This is a genomic window from Arenibacter troitsensis, assembly GCF_900177645.1.
GTDB lineage: Bacteria > Bacteroidota > Bacteroidia > Flavobacteriales > Flavobacteriaceae > Arenibacter > Arenibacter troitsensis.
Map to the genome: position 1 here is coordinate 13808 of NZ_FXAO01000004.1, position 20771 is coordinate 34578.

Genomic DNA, 20771 nt, shown 5'->3' on the forward strand with positions numbered 1-20771 from the left:
AATCGTTATTCTTTGGTAATTGTTTCGTCTAGATTGTAGATAACCTGGACCGTTAACATCAGCGCGGCCGTTTTTGCCGGATCGGTGTCCAATCTTTTATATTCTCCCTGGGCAATCAATTTTTCGGCATTCTCCTTGTTGTTCAAGAACTTGTCCAGGGCATCGGTATAATATTCCTCCAAAACCTTTTTTTCTTCTTCCTTGGGATGCCTTACCAATATGCGTTGAAAGACCGTGGTAACCCACTGTTCCGCATCTTTGGTATCCGTAATGGTATTTTCGGCCAGTACCCGGGCGGCCTCCAACATCTGGACATCGTTCTGCAGTGCCAAAGCCTGTAATGGGGTATTGGTCTTTTGGCGCCTTACCTCGCAGATATCCCTGTTGGGCGCATCAAAAATGGACATACTTGGTGGTGGCAGGGTCCTTTTCCAAAGGGTGTATAGGGAACGTCTATACAGTTTATCACCTTCATCGGCTACATAGGTTGTAAGTACACCCCTATTGCCTCCAGCATTGGTCTCCTCCCATAGTCCCGGTGGCTGATAGGGTTTTACACTGGGGCCACCGATCTCTTTATTTAATAGACCGCTGGTAGCCAGAACATAGTCCCGTATGATCTCCCCGCTCATCCTGAACCTGGGAGCCCTGGAAAGCCACTTGTTGTCGGGGTCCGCCTTTTTGGACTCCTCTGTAGCTATACTACTTTGCTGATAGGTAGCGGAAAGCATTATTTTTTTCAACAGGTATTTGATGTCCCAATCGTGTTCCATAAAATCCTTGGCCAGCCAGTCCAATAGTTGAGGGTGACTGGGCAGGCTCCCCTGTACCCCAAAATCTTCGGATGTTTCCACAAGCCCGTTCCCGAACAACATCCCCCAGATCCTGTTCACAAAGACCCTTGCGGTCAACGGATTGTTTTCATCGGTCACCCATTGGGCCAGTCCCAATCTGTTCTTTGGAAGATTTTCGGAAAATGGCAGGATTATTTCAGGGGCATTGGGAGTTACTTCCTCTCCGGGACTATCATATTCCCCTCGGTTGAAAATATAGGTCGTTCTGGGCATGGAATCGTTCATGACCATCACCTTAACGTCCTTTCCTTCATCCTTATTGATAAAGGACAGTACCCCTTGGGTCTCTTGGTCCGTAATGGTCATAAATGGCGCATCGGCAAAATATTTCTGATTGGCAGCCTGTACGGCATCCATACGCAGCCCCTTTTCATCCACATTGTTGAAAAAGGAATAGATCTCATAATAGTCCCTTTGGGACAGTTGGTCGTATTTGTGGTCGTGGCATTTGGCACATTCCAGGGTAAGGCCCAATATGCCCTTGCCCAAAGTGTTGGTACGGTCCACCACATAATAGGATTGGTACTCCTCTTGGATGACACCACCTTCTTGGGTGATAGGGTGGTTCCTGTTGAACCCGGTGGCCAGAATTTGCTCCTTGGAGGCATTGGGCATTAGGTCGCCCGCCAATTGTACCCTTAAGAACTCATCATAGGGCATGTTGTTGTTAAAGGCATGGATCACCCAATCGCGCCAGGGCCACATGCTCCTATAACTATCGTCCTGGTAGCCGTGTGAATCCGCATATCTGGCCACATCGAGCCATACCTGGGTCATCCGCTCCCCATATGTAGGGGAAGCCAAAAATTCATCTATGGCCTGTTCCAAAATGTCGGCCGAGGAATTGGAGAGATATCGTTTAACCTGATCCGCATTGGGCGGCAGGCCCGTCAGGTCCAAGGCCATTCTTCTTATAAGCGTATGCTTCCCCGCTTTTTCGGAAGGGGCCAGATCGTTCTCCTCCAGTTTTTCCATAACGAAGGCATCGATTTCATTTTGTGCCCAATCCGTCCGTTCCGTTATTGGCAGCTCCGCCTTTTTGGGCGGGATAAAGGCCCAGTGCTTATCGAATTTGGCACCTTGTTCTATCCATTTTTTCAATAATTTCTTTTCATAGGAGTTCAGGGCCAATTGCGAATCCGGTGGGGGCATCAGCTGCTTAGGATCATCCGAGACCACATGTTGGTACAACAGACTGTTGGCGGGCTTGCCCGCTACAATGGCATATTTCCCGGGATTCTCCGGCAGTTCCGCAAACGCCTCCTTCTCAAGGTCTAGGCGCAGGCCCGCTTTCCGCTTGTTGGCATCGGGACCGTGGCAGGTATAGCAGTTGTCCGAAAGTATGGGCTTTATATGAAAATTATAATCCACCACCTTGGGCAACTTCTGATCTGCATATTCGTCACCGGAGGATTTAAAAAGGCCCGACTTAAATGCGAACAGCAGGGCAACCAGACCCAATAGAATTATTCCTATGCTTATTTTTTGTTTCATTAGGGAACTATATTTTATCTCTTTTGATTTCTCTTGGAAAGGGCCGTAAAGCCCGATATCCTTGGCAGAGAAGTTACAACTTTACTTTTTACATATATTACATTATTTATACTAAAATAATAACATATTTTCAATTAAGCCTGTAAAATTTTCATAATTAACTTTGCTCAAGTTCAGATTCTAAGCATATTAAACAATATACAACTAAACCATTATCAATTTTTACATTCCCATTATTATGGTAGGACGATTTTGTTTTGCGGCAAATCTTGCCACCTCATCCTCAGTTATAGCCGTTCCCCAAGCGTACACACGTTCCAATCCCTTCATTTTTATAAAGTTATCAAAACTTGATGCCGTAATTTTTGTTTGATATAAATTAAGTCCTGTTATGCTTTGAATCCCTGTAATTTCAGCTATACCCAAGTCCGTAATCGGATTTTTCTCCAGCTCTACTTTTTGAAGGTTTACAAATTGACCGATGGTTTTTAAATGCCTGTCCTGCACATCATTGTCCTTGAGGGAAAGCCAAATAATATTATCCTTCATAGGAAGTAACTTCTCCAGCTTCCCATCCAAATCATCGCCGTTCTTGGAATCAATATAATGCGGCGGCAAAACGACCTCATACAAACCGGATTCGAATATTAATTCCCGTACTTTAAATCCTGCACCTACAATATCCTCAAGTATTTCCCCATTTACTAAACCTACTTTAGGCAATGGTATTCCACTTTTACCGGTTACATCTTCCAAACCCAACATGTTGGAGGCAATACTTGCTATTTCCTCAGGAGTTTCCACATCGGCCAGCTTCGCTTTAAAATCGGCATTGGCTTTCTCGATCCAAAACGATAAAATTGATTTCTCCTCATCGGTAAGCGGAGTTTTACCTTCGGGAGGCATGTAGTCCTCATGATGGGGATCCAGCATAACACGTCTCATCATCTCGGACTTGGCGACATTTCCTGCAATAAAAGCCTCACCATTTTTACCTCCTTTTTTAATGGCCATACTGTCCTGTAAAGAGAGTCCGCCCTTTTTCTTACTGGAATTATGGCAACTAGTACACTTGGCATCCAGGATAGGGTTTACCAAATAATCGTAGACAGCGGCATCCTCCAATTTGTCAATTGGCGGCAACACTACTTTTTCCTTTCTACCAAATGGCGCATATTTTACCAAATAATCGCTTCCGTGAGTTAAATTACCTCCGTAATGCCCTGTAATACTTACCAAAACCACGACTAAGGTCAGGCCGGCCATATTGGATTTTAAACCTCTCAATTTTGGTATTTTAAGTTTGCCCGAACGAATGGACCAAGCCGAAAATGTAACTAAAGTAGTTGCTATTCCAAACCAAAAGTGCGTATCCAACATTGCCTTCTCATATTCCCCGCCCAAGGAAAGCATATAGCCTAGGACACAGGCAACCGCTGCGCTTAAAGCACCCGCCAATAAGGCAAATTCAATCCCTATGGAGACCGAGGAATCTTTTTTCCAACGCCCATAAAGTTCAAACATGAAAGCAAAAATTAAGAACCCAATTGGCAAATGCACCACCAATGGGTGAAATCTTCCTAAAAACAATATAAAATCTGGCACACTACTTTCCATTCCTAATTTTTAAAACTGCTGGTAGCATATTTCTTCTTTATGGATTAGACAAGAATATCCTTTACAACATCCCCATGCACATCGGTAAGTCTATATCTTCGACCTTGATGTTTAAAAGTCAGTCTTTCATGATCAATTCCAAACAGGTGCAATAAAGTGGCCTGAAAATCATGGGTATGTACCGGATCTTTGATAATGTTATAACCAAAGTCATCGGTTTCACCATAGGTAAATCCAGGTTTCACCCCTGCCCCTGCCATAAACATGGTAAAGGCCTTGGGATGGTGGTCACGACCGTAGTTTGTTTCGGTAAGCTGACCTTGGGAGTAAACTGTTCGTCCGAACTCTCCACCCCATACCACTAAAGTATCTTCCAGCATGCCACGTTGTTTCAAATCCTTTATCAATGCGGCGGTTCCCTGATCTGTATTTTTACTTTGATATTTTACTCCCCCAGGACAATTGCCATGCTGGTCCCAACCTTGATGGTACAATTGAACAAATTTCACATCCTTTTCCAATAATTTACGGGCCATCAAACAATTTGCCGCATATGTTCCTGGATTTCTACTATCGGGACCATACATATCAAAAATATAGTCGGGCTCGTCCGAAGTATCCGTCACCTCCGGGACAGAAGTCTGCATTCTGTAGGCCATTTCATATTGCGCTATCCTAGCGTTAATTTCCGGATCGCCAAAGGCATCATATGCCATTCCATTCAATTTTTTCAAATAATCCAGCATTTGCCTGCGGTCATTGCCGTCATAATTCTCAGGGTCTCCCAAATAAAGTACAGGATCCTTTCCTGATCGGAACTGTACCCCCTGATGTTCTGTAGGCAAAAAACCATTGCCCCATAAACGGGAATACAAGGGTTGCCCTGAACCATTTTTGGAGACCAAGGATATAAAAGTGGGTAAATTATCATTGTCCGACCCCAATCCGTAACTTATCCAAGAACCTATGGATGGCCTTCCCGGTTGTTGACTCCCGGTTTGAAAAAAGGTGATGGCCGGATCATGGTTAATGGCATCGGTATGCATGCCCTTAATAAAACAAAGATCATCCACAACCTCGGACAAATAGGGCATGGCATCACTGACCCAAGCCCTGGATTCCCCATACTGTTTAAAATTTAAGGTGGATGCAGCAATGGGAAAAGCAGTTTGATCCGCGCTCATCCCCGTGAGGCGTTGCCCAGCGCGTATGGAATCCGGTAAATCCTGACCAAACATATCCTTAAGTTTGGGCTTATAATCGAACAGATCCAATTGTGAGGGACCACCACTTTGGAAAAGATACACAATACGCTTTGCCCTGGGCAAATGATGAGGCAATCCCAATTTGTTTTTAGTGAAGGAATTAAAAGAATTATTGGGATCGGCTACAGGATTAACAGCGCTCCAAAGCTTTTCCGACTGCAATAAAGAACCAAGGGCCATTGCTCCTAAACCTAAAGAGGTCTTTTTAAAGAACTCCCTTCTATCCCATTGTTTTTCAATACCCTGAAGATCCCGATTGTTAGATCTTAATTTATCATGATGATCGCACATAATCTCCTCTTTAATTCTGCTATTCTTTATCTTATTATCTTTTGGTAATACAGGCATCCGCATTCATAATGGTGTTGGCCACCACCGCATTGGCGGCTACCAAAGCCTTGTCGTCCCCGTTATCCAATTTAAATTCACCTGTATTCAGCCATCCTTTTGTTCTTTCCAAGTTGGACGCGAATTTTTTGTATTCATTCTCTTGAAGGTCTACCAGCAATTGCAGTTCATCCTCCTTAATTTTTCGCCCGGTAAGTTGCCGGAACACATTGGAAATCGCCACTTTTAAATCCCCAGAATCGCTCATATGCTTGCCCAAAACTCTTGATGCTTCAATATAAGTAGGATCATTGAGCAATACCAAAGCCTGCAGCGGGGTATTGGTTTCCTGTCGTTGAATAGTACAAACATCCCGAGCCGGGGCATCAAAAGTAGCCAAGGTAGGATGCGGTACGGAACGCTTCCAGATGGTATACATACTCCTTCGGTACAGTTTATCCCCGGTATCCTGCCTATAGGTAGCATTGTTTACCCGCCATAGCCCTTCAGGTTGGTAAGGACTAACACTTTCCCCGCCAATAGTTCTATTGAGCAATCCAGAACTGGCCAAGGCATTATCTCGCAACATCTCCCCGGATAGCCTCTTGGAAGGTCCTCTTGCCAATAGTCTATTGTCACTATCCATTTCCATTAATTCCTTACTTACCATGGAAGATTGCTGATAAGTATGAGACATCACTATCAATTTCTGAAATGCCTTAACATCCCATCCCGAGTCCCTAAATTCCAAGGCCAACCAATCCAATAATTCAGGGTGACTTGGCATTTCTCCCTGATTTCCAAAGTCCTCCGAAGTCTTTACCAGGCCAAACCCAAAATAGTGTTGCCAGAACCTGTTCACCGCCACTCTGGCCGTAAGGGGATGATCTTCATGGAACAACCATTTGGCAAATCCCAATCGGTTTTTTGGATATTCTTCGGGCATGGGCAATATAGCTTTAGGCGTATTGGGAAACACTTCTTCCCCCCTGGCATTATACACTCCCCGATCCAATATATAGGACTGGACCGGTTCCGGGGTCTCCTCCATGACCATTACTTCTTTTACCTTTTCCACACTATCCACATAGCTCTTACGCAATTCCGCCAATTTACGGTACTCTAGTTTGGCGGCCTGGGAAACCGACTTCAAATAGTGTTCCTGCAATATTTTTTTATCCCCGGACCCAAGACTAAGGACCTCTTTTTTTAGTAATTCACTTAATCGAGGATCGCTTGCAAGTTGCATTACCTCCACGGCCGACAAATCCCTTTCATATACCCTTACCTCATCTACCACAGCTCCTTTTATTCCTTTACCCCTTAATCTTGCCCCCAATTGCAAGCCTGGTTCATTATTGTTTCTAAAAAGAATGTCCTTGTACAGGTTATCAGTTTTTACGATGGTCTCCATCTCCTTACCATTAACAAATAACCGATATCCTTCAGCCTTACTGGAGCCATCATAGGTAATGGCAAAATGCACCCATTCATCCCTAGGAAATCCTTCCTTTGACAGTTCTACAATGGCATTGTTGGGTGCTGTATGTGCCATCATAAGTTCCAATTTATTGTCCACTATCTTCAGATGATACCCACGCCAATTGTACAAAATAGCGCCATCGCCCTTGTGGAAAATATTACCATTCTCGATATTCGCAGGTATATTTGCCCATAAACCTATACTAAAGGCATCATTTCTTCCAAAAACCCCTGTCTTTCTCAAATCCAGCCAAGTATCTCCATCGAACCGAACCCCTTTGCCCTGTTTTCCCTCGGATAGATTTATTTTTTGCCCTTCGGTACCTTCCCGCTTCATAGTTCCCCTATGTTTTGGATCGATGACATTTTGCAAACTTTGATCGTTTAAATCGAAATAGGCCGTTAATCCGTATAAAGGAACTTTCATCCCAAGAGATTTGTATTGCTCTTCCGACAGCCATTTATCAAAATTATCAGCCAATTCCTGATGTTGCATTTTTTTTATTTCCCCTTCTGTTTCTTCAATTAAACCTTCCATATAAGAAAGCACCTTTTCTTCCTCTTCCGTGGTCAACATTAAGGTAGGTACCGGGGTAGCATCATTCCAAGAAATTTGTCCCGATTCGTTTACATTATTGAAAAAACTGGTAAGTTCATAGAAATCCCTGTGTGATATGGGATCATATTTATGATCGTGACATCTGGCACAGGCTACGGTTAACCCCATAAAGGCTTGCCCGGCCGTACTTGCCCGATCTACCGCATATTCCACCAAAAACTCCTCACTTACAATGCCCCCTTCCATATTTTGAGGATGAACACGATTAAAGGCCGTTGCCAAAATAGTTTCCCGAGTAGGGTTTTCGATAAGGTCGCCCGCCATTTGCCAGGTAATAAACTGCTCATAGGACATATTCTTGTTAAAGGCATCTATTACCCAATCACGCCATGGGGACATATCCCGATATCTATCAACACTATATCCGTGGGTATCTGCAAAACGGGCCAAGTCCATCCAGTCCAAGGCCATTTGCTCCCCATAGTGCGGGGAGGACAACAACTTGTCCACTTCTTTTTCGTAGGCTTCTGGCGACGGATCCTTCATGAAGGAATCCATGTCCTCCAAGGTTGGTGGCAATCCGGTTAAATCCAGATACAACCTTCTCAACAATAATTCCTTGTCCGCTTTTGGGGAAAATTGCAAATTCTCCTGCTCCAAACGTGCCAATACAAAATTATCGATAGGGTTCTTTACAAGTCCGGCCTCATCCACAACTTTTGGCACAGCGTATTCTTTGGGCTTTATAAATGCCCAATGATCTTTATACTCGGCACCTTGCTCTATCCATTTTATCAAGACCGCTTTCTCATGGTCGGACAGGGAAAGGTGGGAGTCGGGTTCCGGCATTACATAATTGGGATCTTCTGATATAATTCTGTGGAAAACCTCACTTTTCTTTAAATTCCCAGGCTTTAACGCGAACTTTCCCGGAGATTCCTTTAATTCCCTATAGGCGGCTTCCGGGGTATGCAATTGAAGGTCGGCCTTTATTTTTGCCTTATCCGGTCCATGGCATATAAAGCATTTATCCGAAAGGATGGGCTTTACATGTAGATTGAAATCCACTTTCTTGGGCAATTTATCATATTCCAGGGATACCAATTCAGGTATTTCCGGACCTCCACAGGAAAATAATAAAAAACAAACGCAAACTGTAAGATTCTTAATAATCACCATTTTCTACTTATCTATTTGCTACCTTTTCAAAGATAAAATTTAAGGATTCATAATGTACATCCAAATCAGTTTAAGTATTGTACATTTCCGACATTAACACCTTGCCTTTTTTCCTTCCCAAGTCAAATGTTTACTAAATTAGCTATAAATTGATATAGCAATAAGACGAAAATCTATTGATTCACACTGTACTAAATCCGACAAAAAATTAAGCCATGTCCAAAATACTTCAAACTTTAAAATTGGCATTATTAAACGTAGGGTATGCAAAACTGGACCCACTTTGGGACTATGACGATGTTATTAGCCCATTCATTCGCCTATATTACATCACCACGGGCAGTGCCATGGTATACCATAGTAATAGAGCCATTGAATTAAAGCCTGGCCATATATATCTAATTCCCAGCTATACTTTTGGACGGTATAAATGCGACGACTACCACGAGCAATATTATATCAGTTGTTTGGAGGAGATAAAAAATGGCTATTCCATATTCAATTTTAGCAACTTTATTTACGAATCAAAAGCCAACCCTATGGACCTGTATTACTTTAAGCGTATATTGGAATTAAATCCAAATCGAAATTTGGAAAACAACAATCCAAAGGTATATGACAACAGACCCACCCTAATGGATTTTGAAAAGAAAAACGAAGAATTAAGTCCATCTGAATTTATGGAAACCCATGCCATTTTAGAGATATTGCTTTCAAGGTTCATAAAGAATACCAACTCCACATCAGCAAAGAACAATGTAAAAAAAGAATTTGGTATGGTGCTAAACTATATCCATGAAAATCTGCACGAAAATTTAACGGTAAAGCAGTTGGCCGACTTCTGCCATTTAAACACGGATTATTTTTCCAGGGTCTTCAATGAAAATTTTGGCATGCGCCCCAATAAATACATTCAATCCAAACGTATTGAAAGAGCACAATTACTATTGCTTTCCACAAACAACTCCCTAAAGCAAATTGCGGAAAAAGTGGGATTGGAAAACCTATCCTATTTCAACAGGATTTTTAAGAGCCATACGGGAACAACTCCAGGAATTTTTAGGGAAGAGCATTTGCAAAAATAACAATGCATATGTCAACCCATTTTATTATTCAAACTAGGGTAGTTACAAATCCAAGAAATACGGAAATAAATAACCAATCATAATCAGCTACCGCAAAACTCTTAAACAGTAGCCCCTATCCTTTGGCGTAGACCAAATCGAATTCGACAGTAACATTATCCCCCACAATTATTTGGCCGAACATCGCCGTTGGAGGCTCCATATTATAATCCTGTAACTTTAGTTCCTTACTTCCCTTAAACTTATATTTCCCTTCAATTTCTTGGAATTCCAATGCTATGTTCACCGATTTTTCAACACCTGCGATATTCAACAATCCCTTAAGTTGAAAAGTGTTTTCCGAATCGGCAGATTTCTTAATTTCCTGAAATTTAAAGGATACTTCAGGATGCTCGTCTACCTTCAGGGCCGCATGCATCTTTTTGTCCATGGCCGCCCCGCGTTCACTTTTAATTTGGGCCACATCCACTTGTAGCAACAAATTCTTTACATCTCCAGCCTCCATTTTCATGGACCCCTTCATAGAATTGGCAGCCACAGTCCAGTCATGTATGGTGGAACTGCCATTTATTTTTAAGACACTTTCTTTGGAAAGCGTATATGATTCTTGGGCATTACCAACACAAACCAGGAAAGATAATAGTATGAACAGTATATTTTTCATCTGAGAAATTTAATGATTAGTCTACAATTTTGCCTTATATCAATCCTACTCGTCCAACACAATTTGCCAAAACTGCTTTTGCTCCTCTTTTGAGGGCTGAACCTTCGGACTCACCAATCTGAATCCAATAAAGTTGGAATCTGTATTCCACCAAAAACTTTTTGGAATCTGTGGATCCCTCTTTTGCAATTTCAGGCTGGATGCGATTCTCGCGGACGACCTAAGCGTCTTGGCATCATCGTCCCAAGACCCTCCTTTGATTACCCTGGGATGGATTACGGTAGGTTTTACCCAAGGGTTCTTGGACTCGGTAATGGCCAAGGCATTTTCCTTGTACTCATCCAAGGTCCATTCGGAGACATTTCCGTGCATATCGTACAATCCCCAAGGATTGGGCAGTTTGCTCCCCATCTTGGCATACTGATTATTGGAGTTTTTGTAATACACGGCATATTCATCAATTTTGGAAATATCATCACCAAAGGAATAGGCCGTATTGGTCCCAGCCTTAGCGGCATATTCCCATTCTGCTTCTGTGGGCAATCTATAAAACCTGCCCGTAACCGTACTTAGCCACTTACAGAAAACCAAGGCGGAATAGGCCGACATACTTATTGCAGGATATCCAACCTTTCCCATACCATAGGATGGATCTTCATAAGGGGGGCTAGGCCTGGTAATGGCATCTATACCACTTAACTTCTCCGCTTCCAAGCTCTCGAACAAATTCTTGTTCTGCTTAAAGAACAACTCAAAAACCTCCCAACCCAGTTCGTATTTACCCATATAAAAGGCATCCAATTCTACAGTCTTCATTGGACCTTCATCAGCCTTTCTGTCTTCCTGGTCCTCCGGACTCCCCATCATAAACTTTCCTTCAGGTATCAATACCATATCAAAAGAAATATCAGTAGCCGGAATTTTTTCCGTGAAGGTTTCCGCTTCTGCCATTTTCTTATCCGGTGCAACCGCAACGGCCTGCCCTGATTTACAGGACTGCAAGAAAATTAATAAGAAACTAAGTAAAAGAAGATTGAAAAGAGGTAGTTTAAAAAATCTAGAGGTAATTCTTAGCATTTGAAAATTTAAATTGGTTGATGGGCTAAAATATTACAATTTTTTTAAAGAGCCATCACTATGTGATTATATCCCTATAAAACTCAAAATTTCTAAGGCTACAACACCTAAAACACCCTTTAATTTTTGTATTATTGAATAACGAAAAACTACACTAAAATGAGAATAAAAGTCTTAGCCTCTACACTACTCTTCCTTATTTGCAACAGTCTTTCCCATGGGCAATTTCAAAAGGTAGCCTCTGTGGAAGGAATAACGGAGTACCAAATGGACAATGGCCTTAAAGTACTTCTATTTCCCGATAACTCCTCACAGACCATTACCGTTAACATTACCTATCTAGTAGGGTCCAGACATGAAGGTTACGGGGAAAAGGGTATGGCCCACCTTTTGGAACACATGGTTTTTAAAGGCACTCCCAACCATCCGGATATCCCTAAAGAGTTGAGCGCGCATGGTGCACGACCCAATGGTACTACTTGGTTCGACAGGACCAATTACTTTGAAACCTTTAACGCCACTGATGAAAACTTGGATTGGGCCTTGGACCTGGAGGCAGATCGTATGATAAATTCCTATATAGCCAAAAAGGATTTGGAATCCGAATTTAGTGTAGTACGCAATGAATTTGAAAGTGGCGAAAACGACCCTTCACGGGTTCTTATGCAGAACGTCATCAACGCCGGTTATATGTGGCATAACTATGGCAATAGTACTATTGGAAATAGATCGGACATAGAGCGAGTTCCCATTGAGAACCTTCAGGCATTCTATAAAAAATTCTACCGTCCGGACAATGCGGTTTTAATGGTTACTGGTAAATTTGAGGAAGCCAAAACATTGGAATTGATCGAAAAAAAGTTTGGTAAAATAGAAAATCCTGCAACCCCAATACTCGACTCTTACACCGAAGAGCCAGCTCAAGATGGTGAAAAAACGGTTGAACTCAACCGTGTTGGCGATCTGCAGATAGTTTCTACCATGTACCACACCCCAGCAGGTTCCCACGAAGATTATGCTGCAATTTCCATCCTTGAAAACATTCTTTCCGACGAACCTTCCGGAAGGCTCTACAAAGCGTTAATCGAGGCAAAGAAGGCCTCCTCCATATGGTCTTTCTCACCTTTTACCAAAGAACCCGGATTTTTATATATCAATGTAGATGTACCTTCGGATAAGAATGCGGACGAAGTGGAAAAAATATTAAAGGAAACTTTGGATGCCGTAAAAACTTCCCCTATCACCCAGGAGGAATTGGACCGTGCCAAATCCAATCTTTTGAAACAAACCGATCAAATCTTTAGAAACTCATCTTACTTAGGAACCTATATGAGCGAATTTATCGGTGCTGGCGATTGGCGATTGGCATTTATTCAACGGGATAGAATTGAGAATGCCAGCCTTGAAGATGTCAATGACGTTGCCAAAAAATACCTTATTACCACCAATAGGACCATAGGCAGGTTTAATCCTACTAAAAAACCCGAAAGAATAGCCATTGAACATACCCAAAATCTTGAGGCCCTTGTATCAAATTACAAAGGCAAGGAAGACATGGGTACAGGTGAGGCCTTTGATGTTGCCTATGATGCCATTCAATCCAGATTGGACCAAGGCCAACTTTCCAATGGTATTGCATACGGTATCATTAAAAAGAATAACCGTGGAAAAACCGTCAGGCTTAGTTTCAGCATTAGAAATGGAAACGTGGAATCCCTTAAAAACAAAGGGGTTGTCCCATCTTTTACAGCAAGCATGCTAAACAAAGGCACCCGCTCCAAGTCCAGGCAACAGATCGAGGACGAATTGAGCAAACTAAAATCCTCGGTATCCTTTAGAGCCAGTAATGGAAATGTCTATGCCAATGTCGTCTCCACCGAAGAAAACCTAATGGCCACATTGGCCCTAATGTCGGAGATGCTGAAAACGCCTTCGTTTGAGGCCTCGGAATTGGAAAAATTAAAAACCGAATACTTGGCTTATTTGGAAAGTAATAAAACCGAACCTCAATTTTTGGCCTCAAAAAGATTATCCGTATTAAACAATACCTTTCCCAAAGGCCATCCCTTGTACAATATGACCATTGAAGAAGAGGAAGCTGCCATAAAAACAATTACCATAGAAGACATAAAGAACTTCCACAAAGCGTATTACGGTTTGGGCAAATCCATTCTAGTAGGTATAGGCGATATGCAACCAGAACTTGTAAAGACCTATATGGAAAAAGAGTTTGCCAACTTCAAGAGCAAAAATACTTATGCGAGGCTCAAGGATCCCTTTACCGATTCCCCCTCAGTAAATGAAGTCATTCTTACGCCTGACAAGAAGAACGCCATGACACTTGGAAATCTCAACATTAAAATTAGCCAGGACGATGAAGATTATGCTGCACTAAATATGGCAGCCACCATTCTTGGTGGCGGATTTCTAAATTCGAGGATTGCGGATAGGTTGCGCCAGAAGGACGGTGTTAGTTATGGTGCAGGAGCCGGATTCCAAGCCGATTCCAATGCGGACGACCAAAATTCATCCATGTACCTCTATGCCATATACGCTCCGGAAAACTATGACAAGGTACAATTAGGATTTAAAGAAGAATTGGACCGTTTTATTAAAGATGGCATTACCGAGGAAGAATTAAAGAATGCTATAAACGGTTGGGTGCAGGAGGAAAATGTGTCCAGGGCCAAAGATGCCGAACTGGCCAATGTAATAAACAACAACATCTATTACAATCGCACCATGGAATTCCAAAAAAACTTGGAAGAAAAGGTAAAGAATCTAACGGTAAGTGACATCAACAATGTTATTGTTAAATACATTAAACCCTATAAGGATTGGACGGTAATCAATGCCGGGGACTACAAGAAATAAGCATAATTTATCATACCTACTTTAAATTGGACAGTTTAAAAACAATCATTTTTAAACTGTCTTTTTTTAAAGGAATATCGGTTGGCCAATAATATTATTGGCCAATATCCGAAGCCTCAAATGCAATTAGTTCCCCCTCATTAAAAACCTGGGTTACCGATATTGGATTACAGCAAACTTCACAATCTTCCACATAGGTCTGCTTGGAAATAGATGGATCCAACAGCATGGATATTTCTTCCCAGCAATAGGGACATTGAAAGAAGTGTTCGTACATGGATAATAGTTTAATTACTTAAACTTTTTGCAATAACCAGAGATCTGCCCTTTCCTTTTGGGGATTGTTCGCAAATCCATCAAAATTCTACGGACAACAACTGACCTGTTAATTGCAACAGTTGCAATTCGGCCAACTTGGCGTCGTATTTTGCCAAATTCTTATTGGTCTGAGCATTGAGCAAGTTTATTTGGGCCTGCCTAAATTCGATGGAGGTGATACGTCCCAATTGAAATTGTTCCTTGGACCGCTCAAAATTATTCTGATTGGTCACTACGTTCTGTTCTTGAATTTGAAATATCTGCAACCTGTTTTCATAGATTCCCAAGGCATTTAAAATATCCCTGTCCACTTCCATTATTACTTGTTCCTTGAATATTTCCTGATTTTCATAGGCTATTTTGGCGTTTTTTACCCTTACGGTTGTACCGCCTCCATCGAACAAATTCCAAGTAAGGTTGGCTCCTAAAGCCAAATTTAAACTGTTCCTATTGCTTCCAGGTATAATTTGTCCCGGAAGAAATGAGGTTGCTGCGCTTTGGTTCAAATTCCACCCGTAACTACCGCTTAGCCCCACGGTAGGTAGGTATCCCGATCTGTTCACCTTAATATCATACTCGTTTATGGCCATATTGCGCTCTGTTTGAAGTATGGCCACATTGTTTTCTTTCGATTGGGCAATATAATCCTCCAACTGTAATCTAGGAATAAAACTCACCAAGGTATCCACCACAAATGTCTCATTGAGATTTTGGTTGAGCACCACATTCAAATCCCTTTTAGCATTGGCCAAGTTCTGCTGAACATTCATTAAACTTATACTATCATTGGTAACATCTACTTGGGCATTAAGGATGTCCAATTTGGTATTCTGTCCATATTCAAAGGAATATTCCGCTCTTTTTATCCGCTGCTTGGAAATTTCCAAGGCTTGCCTTAGAACATTTTCGTTTTCGGTAAGCCTGGCAATTTCATAATACACACTAAATAATTGGAGAATAGTATTTTCAATGGTTTCCCTAGCTTGTAATTCTGATAATTGATACTGCTCTTTTAATCGCTTAAAATTATAGCGTCTGCCCATACCATCAAACAGCGTATAGTCTAATCGAAGAGCGGCATTGTAGGATTGTGATTCAGCATCATTGATCTCCAAATCTGGCCTGGGGCTCCCATTGGATTCAAATTGGCCCGGGTACTCCGTATTACTGTTCAACTCGTTATACGTGGCACCAGCTGTACCTGTAAAGGAAGGCAAGTAACCAGAATTGAGGATACCCGCATTATTATCCGCAATGGCCACCTGATTTTTGGCCACCTTAATTCCAAAATTGTTTTCCAAGGCCAATGATACAGCAGCATCTTTGGACAATAACCTCTCCTGAGCACTTACAACTCCGCAAAAACCAATTAGCAGGCCTGCAATTATATATTTATATCCCATTTACTTACTGTCTTCCAAATCGTTAGATATTATGGCTTCATCCTCTAACGTAGTTGATATTACCGGAGAATGACCATTCTGCTCATGTTTTTCAAAATTTTGCATATGACTTTCTTCCATTTGTTCCTTTATTGCCCGCTCCACCTCTTCTTTGGTCACTTTTTTTCCAGTGATCAACCATTTGGAACCAACTTTAATTTTATTGCTAAAAGCAAGAAATAAAGGCAGCATCAATAAGGTCAATACAGTTGCATATCCAATTCCATAAGCAATGGATATGGCCATGGGTTTTAAAAATTGTGCTTGCCGACTTTTTTCCAAAAGCAATGGCGCCAATCCGGCAATGGTCGTAATAGAAGTCAGAAATATAGCCCTAAACCTGGATTTTCCAGCTTCATAAATGGCATCGTCAAACTTCATACCTTCCCTAAGATTACCATTGAATTTGCCAATAAGCACCAAACCGTCATTTACCATAATACCTATCAAGGCAATAATTCCCAACATGGACAGTACATTGATAGGAAAATCATGGATCCAGTGTCCCCAGGCTACAGCGGTGATACTAAAAGGCACTAAAATAATCAACATTAGCGGCTGACTAAAACTCCTAAAGGTAAAGGCTATGGTAATATAGATCAACAGCAAAACGGAAAGACCCACAAATTTTAAAGATCCGAAAAGCTTAGCAGTCTCCCTGTTCTGGCCTTCATAAGACGCAGTTACGGTAGGATATCTAGAATGGATATCCGGCATAATAACCGTCCTTATTTCGTTCATAATATCAGTAGCACTAGTAGTCTTATCATCCTTAATATCTGCCGAAACCTGAATTTCACGTTGGCCTTCCAAATGATTAATGGCAACATCTCCCCGAACAATAACGTAACTTGCAATCTCCTTTAAGGGCACCTTACTGCCACTTGGAGTGCTTATCCTCATATCGTCCAGATCATTGATGGAAGATCGGTCAGAACGGTCGTAACGCACCCAAACCCTAATTTCATCCTGCCCCCGTTGAAAGCGTTGTGCTTGGGCCCCAAAAAATCCGGACCTAACTTGATTCATCACACTTCTAAGGTCCAACCCCATTAAATAGGCATTTTCCTTCAGTTCCAGCCTTATTTCCTTTATTCCCGCCGGATCATTGTCCGCCACATCCTTCAAAAGGGCGTTATTCTCCAAAATGGCCTTAAGCTCTTTTTTGGCCTCTTTTAACTCTACTATATTATTTCCCAAAAGGGAAACCGAAATGGGGCTTCCCCCAAAATTACCCCCTGAACCATAAATAAGGCTTTCAACCCCAATAACCGGACCCACCAGTTCCTGCAATCTATTGGTAATCAAATCCGATCGTATGGCGTCTGGCCTTTCTTCCCCTGGCAAGAGATTGATATCCAGCGAGGCCGTTGAGGAACCGGGCCCCACTTTCCTTATCATGTTTTCAAAAAGCTTTTTACCAGTACCCTTTAAGTACTTTTCCGTTAGCTCCTGATCCACAATTTTGGCCTTTTCCTCAATTAAACCAATAATGGAATCGGTTACCCTTTCATGTGTCCCATTCGGCATCAACAAATCAACGGATACACGATCACTTGCCACCCGTGGAAAAAACGAAGTTCTGATAATTCCGCCCCCAATAGAACCGAAACTCAAAAACAGTAACATTACAAATATGGAAAACATCAATATTTTATAGCGGAGGGAAAAACGCAGAATAGGACCATATAATTTATCCCGCATCCATACCATAAAACTATCGCCCCATTCATTGATGACCCTTAATTTGGCAAACACCTTGGCCAATCCTTTTTTGGGCTTGTTATCCAATGGCTGCAATGCTTTGGAATGGGCCAAATGCGCAGGCAAAATAATTAAGGCTTCCACTAAGGACACCACTAAGGTTAGAATTACAATTACCGAAACCTCCCCAAAAAACTCACCGATCCTACTATCCAAAAATAGGAATATGGAAAATGCCAATATCGTGGTAATGATAGCGGAGATAATTGGAGGAAGTACCTCCATAACACCATCTACCGCCGCCTGTATTGGCGGTTTCCCCTTTTCGTAGTTCTGATATATATTTTCGGCTATTACAATACCATCATCCACCAAAATACCAATAACGATTATCATTCCAAAAAGGGACAAAACATTAATGGTTACATCAAAGAAGCCTGCAAACACAAACATTCCCAAAAACGCAACAGGCAGGCCAAAGGCCACCCAAAACGCCAATCGGGTATTGAGGAACAGCGAAAGGAAAATGAGCACCAAAATCATACCCATTATGGCATTTTCGGTCAACAATTGCGTACGCTGTGTAAGTGTTACGGACTGATCACTTATGACACTCAGCTTTACATTATTGTGTTTCTGATTATACTCTTGTATATATTCCTTTACCTTGTCCGATGATGTTATTAAATCTTCCGTATTGGTACTTGTAATAGCAATATTTACCGCAAGATTTCCATTAAAATAGGTAGCATTGGGCGTTTCCGAAAACCGATCCCTAATCACTGCCACGTCCTTTAGGCGAACTGTTTGCCCCGAAGCATTGGCCCTCACGATTATATTGGATAATTCATTTCCGTAATAGGACCTATTGTTGGCCCTGATTAGAAATTCCTCTGCGCTGGTTTTAATATTACCCCCGGTAACCAAAATATTGGCGTTGGAGACTGCTTGGGCCACCTCTTCAAATGACACATTATATGCCAAAAGGCTATTTTCGTTTACAGCAATCTCTATTTCCTCTTCAGGGTATCCGGTAATGGTTATTTGGGATATGCCCTCCATAGCCCTGATGTCGTTTTCCACTTGCCTACCAATCTGCTTTAAAGCTGACAAGCTTATATTTTCGCCACTAATGGCAAAACTTATGGTTTCCCTCACTGTTTCCAGTTTAGAGACTACCAAAGGCTCCATACCTGTTGGAAATGAAGGCACCCTGTCCACGGCATTTTTAACTTCCAACAACATAAAATCGATATCCCTACCCTTCTCTATCTCAACATTTATAGTGCCGCTGTTTTCCCTTGAAGTGGAAGTAACCCTATCCACACCCTCCAAACCTTTTAAGTTATCCTCTATCTTAAGTACGATACCTTCCTCCACTTCTTGCGGGGAAGCACCTGGGTAGGTTACCTTTATACTAATGTTTTTGGAGTCTGTAAGTGGAAAATATGAGGATTTCAATGATAATGCCCCAACAATACCAAAAACCAGGAATGCCACAATGATGACATTTACGGCCACATGGTACTTTATAAAATAGGCTATAATATTCCTCATTATTCCTTGGTGTTGGTTCCTTGGTCATTAAATACTTTTACCAACATGCCGGCATAGGCTCCCATTACCGGTTTGGATAATATGGTAATGCCGTCTGGCACATCTTTTAATACCACGCTGTTATCCGAAAAATATACAGGTTTCACCGGAATCAAATCCAAAACGGAATCCCTGACGACAAATATTTGTTCGGTTTCCAGCAATAAACTTCTGTTTATTTCTATAGCATTCGGCTCTTCCTTCGCTTTAAGATGGGCCTCTAGATACATCCCCTCCCTTAGGTCCGGATCCTTTACCTCTATGAAAGCCGTAATGGTCTGGGAAGCTAAATCCACACGTCCATTTATCCTAGTTACTCTTCCTTGGTAAGTTTTGTTCCTATCTATACTTTTTAACTCCACCACCTCTCCCACATTTAGCAGATCGCTGTAGGTCTTGCTAATGGCAACTTCCAATTCAAAATCGTTGGTATTGATAAATTCGCCCAATTTTTGACCGGACCTGACCAAGGTGCCTTCTGTGACCAATGCTTCGGTCAATACCCCATTAAAAGGTGCCGCAATGGTATATTTGGCCAATCGCTGCTCCAAATTTTTGATGGTATAGTAACTGGTCAAAATTCCTCGCCCGGAAATAAAATATTTTTCTTTGTCCGAAGACATTTCGGGCAGGGGAGGAATACTTTTATTGATATCAAAATTAGCCAAAAAGGTTTGCCATTTATTGAATACCTCCGGATAGTCCAATCGCAGATCCGGCATAATGGAAGTTATTAAATTGTACAAATTGCTTTTGGAAGATTGAACATTGGCATAATATTCGGCAGCATCTATTCTTATAAGAATTTCTCCTGCCCTGTATTCCTGACCGGGTTTAAATAATTTGTTTCCAGCCTTAAATACGCCTTGAACTTCCGAAAAAAGCTCTACCCTTCTTTTGGCAACAAGGTTCCCATTTGCCGGAACAATTATAGGAATATTACCATTCTTGACTTTCTCTACAACCACCGTTTTTACCACTTTTTCTGGTCGTGGTTTTGGAGTGGTCTTACTATTTATAATATATTTTGCACCAAAAAAGGAGCCTATTATTAGAAGGCCCCCAATAATAGATAATGCAATTTTTCTCGAGTTCATACAGGGTTTATAAGTTGGTTTGACTGCAAAACTATCTATTAGTTCAAGGGATTCTTGTTAAATGTATCTTAAAGTTCCGAAATAAGGTGATAATCAAAAAAAAAGGAATACATATTGTATTCCTTTTAACCAAACCA

The 20771-nt window shown here is 41.7% G+C and carries 12 protein-coding genes; 2 read left to right on the plus strand and 10 right to left on the minus strand.

The genetic code is table 11. The annotated features are described in order from the left end of the window. Positions 1–5 precede the first annotated feature (5 nt). The 4 genes from B9Y87_RS09695 to B9Y87_RS09710 form a co-directional block, all read right to left on the minus strand. Complete coding sequence (locus B9Y87_RS09695; RefSeq protein WP_085498536.1) at positions 6–2348, minus strand: PSD1 and planctomycete cytochrome C domain-containing protein; 2343 nt, start codon at positions 2346–2348, stop codon at positions 6–8. A 222-nt stretch (positions 2349–2570) separates the two neighbouring features. Continuing rightward, positions 2571–3965 (minus strand): c-type cytochrome domain-containing protein, encoded by a 1395-nt coding sequence (locus tag B9Y87_RS09700; RefSeq protein WP_085498538.1) that lies wholly within the window; start codon positions 3963–3965, stop codon positions 2571–2573. A 44-nt stretch (positions 3966–4009) separates the two neighbouring features. Then, on the minus strand, positions 4010–5521 hold the full coding sequence (locus B9Y87_RS09705; protein WP_085499229.1) for a DUF1501 domain-containing protein: 1512 nt from the start codon (positions 5519–5521) through the stop codon (positions 4010–4012). Positions 5522–5555: 34 nt separating this feature from the next. Beyond that, entirely contained in the window at positions 5556–8777 is a 3222-nt protein-coding gene (locus B9Y87_RS09710) for a DUF1553 domain-containing protein (RefSeq protein WP_085498540.1), read from the minus strand. A gap of 215 nt (positions 8778–8992) precedes the next feature. On the opposite strand from B9Y87_RS09710, the gene B9Y87_RS09715 reads away from it, so the two are divergent. Next, complete coding sequence (locus B9Y87_RS09715; RefSeq protein WP_085498542.1) at positions 8993–9862, plus strand: helix-turn-helix domain-containing protein; 870 nt, start codon at positions 8993–8995, stop codon at positions 9860–9862. Between the two features lie 115 nt (positions 9863–9977). Here the strand turns inward: B9Y87_RS09715 and B9Y87_RS09720 are convergent, their stop codons facing one another. Both B9Y87_RS09720 and B9Y87_RS09725 read right to left on the minus strand, forming a co-directional pair. Beyond that, positions 9978–10526 carry a YceI family protein gene (locus B9Y87_RS09720; protein ID WP_085498544.1) on the minus strand — a complete coding sequence of 183 codons (549 nt, stop codon included), beginning with the start codon at positions 10524–10526 and terminating at the stop codon, positions 9978–9980. Positions 10527–10571: 45 nt separating this feature from the next. Beyond that, positions 10572–11603, minus strand: a complete 1032-nt coding sequence (locus tag B9Y87_RS09725; protein ID WP_085498546.1) for a formylglycine-generating enzyme family protein — start codon at positions 11601–11603, stop codon at positions 10572–10574. Positions 11604–11762: 159 nt separating this feature from the next. On the opposite strand from B9Y87_RS09725, the gene B9Y87_RS09730 reads away from it, so the two are divergent. Then, positions 11763–14477: a M16 family metallopeptidase gene (locus tag B9Y87_RS09730; protein ID WP_085498548.1), complete on the plus strand. Its 2715-nt coding sequence runs from the start codon at positions 11763–11765 to the stop codon at positions 14475–14477. A 94-nt stretch (positions 14478–14571) separates the two neighbouring features. On the opposite strand, the gene B9Y87_RS09735 is transcribed toward B9Y87_RS09730, so the two are convergent. The 4 genes from B9Y87_RS09735 to B9Y87_RS09750 form a co-directional block, all read right to left on the minus strand. Next, a complete protein-coding gene (locus B9Y87_RS09735) occupies positions 14572–14754 on the minus strand; it encodes a CPXCG motif-containing cysteine-rich protein (RefSeq protein WP_085498550.1) in 183 nt (60 codons plus the stop codon). A 79-nt stretch (positions 14755–14833) separates the two neighbouring features. After that, complete coding sequence (locus B9Y87_RS09740; protein ID WP_085498552.1) at positions 14834–16198, minus strand: TolC family protein; 1365 nt, start codon at positions 16196–16198, stop codon at positions 14834–14836. Further along, positions 16199–19498 (minus strand): efflux RND transporter permease subunit, encoded by a 3300-nt coding sequence (locus B9Y87_RS09745; RefSeq protein ID WP_085498553.1) that lies wholly within the window; start codon positions 19496–19498, stop codon positions 16199–16201. It lies immediately after the preceding gene. Next, positions 19498–20634: an efflux RND transporter periplasmic adaptor subunit gene (locus B9Y87_RS09750; protein ID WP_085498555.1), complete on the minus strand. Its 1137-nt coding sequence runs from the start codon at positions 20632–20634 to the stop codon at positions 19498–19500. Before B9Y87_RS09750 ends, B9Y87_RS09745 begins: the two co-directional genes overlap by 1 nt. Between the last annotated feature and the right edge of the window lie 137 nt (positions 20635–20771).

Bases quoted from the DNA above. Each gene is read 5' to 3' on its own strand.
- B9Y87_RS09700 (WP_085498538.1), bottom strand. From the start codon at position 3,965: ATGGAAAGTAGTGTGCCAGATTTTATATTGTTTTTAGGAAGATTTCAC.
- B9Y87_RS09725 (WP_085498546.1), bottom strand. From the start codon at position 11,603: ATGCTAAGAATTACCTCTAGATTTTTTAAACTACCTCTTTTCAATCTT.
- B9Y87_RS09730 (WP_085498548.1), top strand. From the start codon at position 11,763: ATGAGAATAAAAGTCTTAGCCTCTACACTACTCTTCCTTATTTGCAAC.
- B9Y87_RS09695 (WP_085498536.1), bottom strand. From the start codon at position 2,348: ATGAAACAAAAAATAAGCATAGGAATAATTCTATTGGGTCTGGTTGCC.
- B9Y87_RS09715 (WP_085498542.1), top strand. From the start codon at position 8,993: ATGTCCAAAATACTTCAAACTTTAAAATTGGCATTATTAAACGTAGGG.
- B9Y87_RS09720 (WP_085498544.1), bottom strand. From the start codon at position 10,526: ATGAAAAATATACTGTTCATACTATTATCTTTCCTGGTTTGTGTTGGT.
- B9Y87_RS09710 (WP_085498540.1), bottom strand. From the start codon at position 8,777: ATGGTGATTATTAAGAATCTTACAGTTTGCGTTTGTTTTTTATTATTT.
- B9Y87_RS09705 (WP_085499229.1), bottom strand. From the start codon at position 5,521: ATGTGCGATCATCATGATAAATTAAGATCTAACAATCGGGATCTTCAG.
- B9Y87_RS09745 (WP_085498553.1), bottom strand. From the start codon at position 19,498: ATGAGGAATATTATAGCCTATTTTATAAAGTACCATGTGGCCGTAAAT.
- B9Y87_RS09735 (WP_085498550.1), bottom strand. From the start codon at position 14,754: ATGTACGAACACTTCTTTCAATGTCCCTATTGCTGGGAAGAAATATCC.
- B9Y87_RS09740 (WP_085498552.1), bottom strand. From the start codon at position 16,198: ATGGGATATAAATATATAATTGCAGGCCTGCTAATTGGTTTTTGCGGA.
- B9Y87_RS09750 (WP_085498555.1), bottom strand. From the start codon at position 20,634: ATGAACTCGAGAAAAATTGCATTATCTATTATTGGGGGCCTTCTAATA.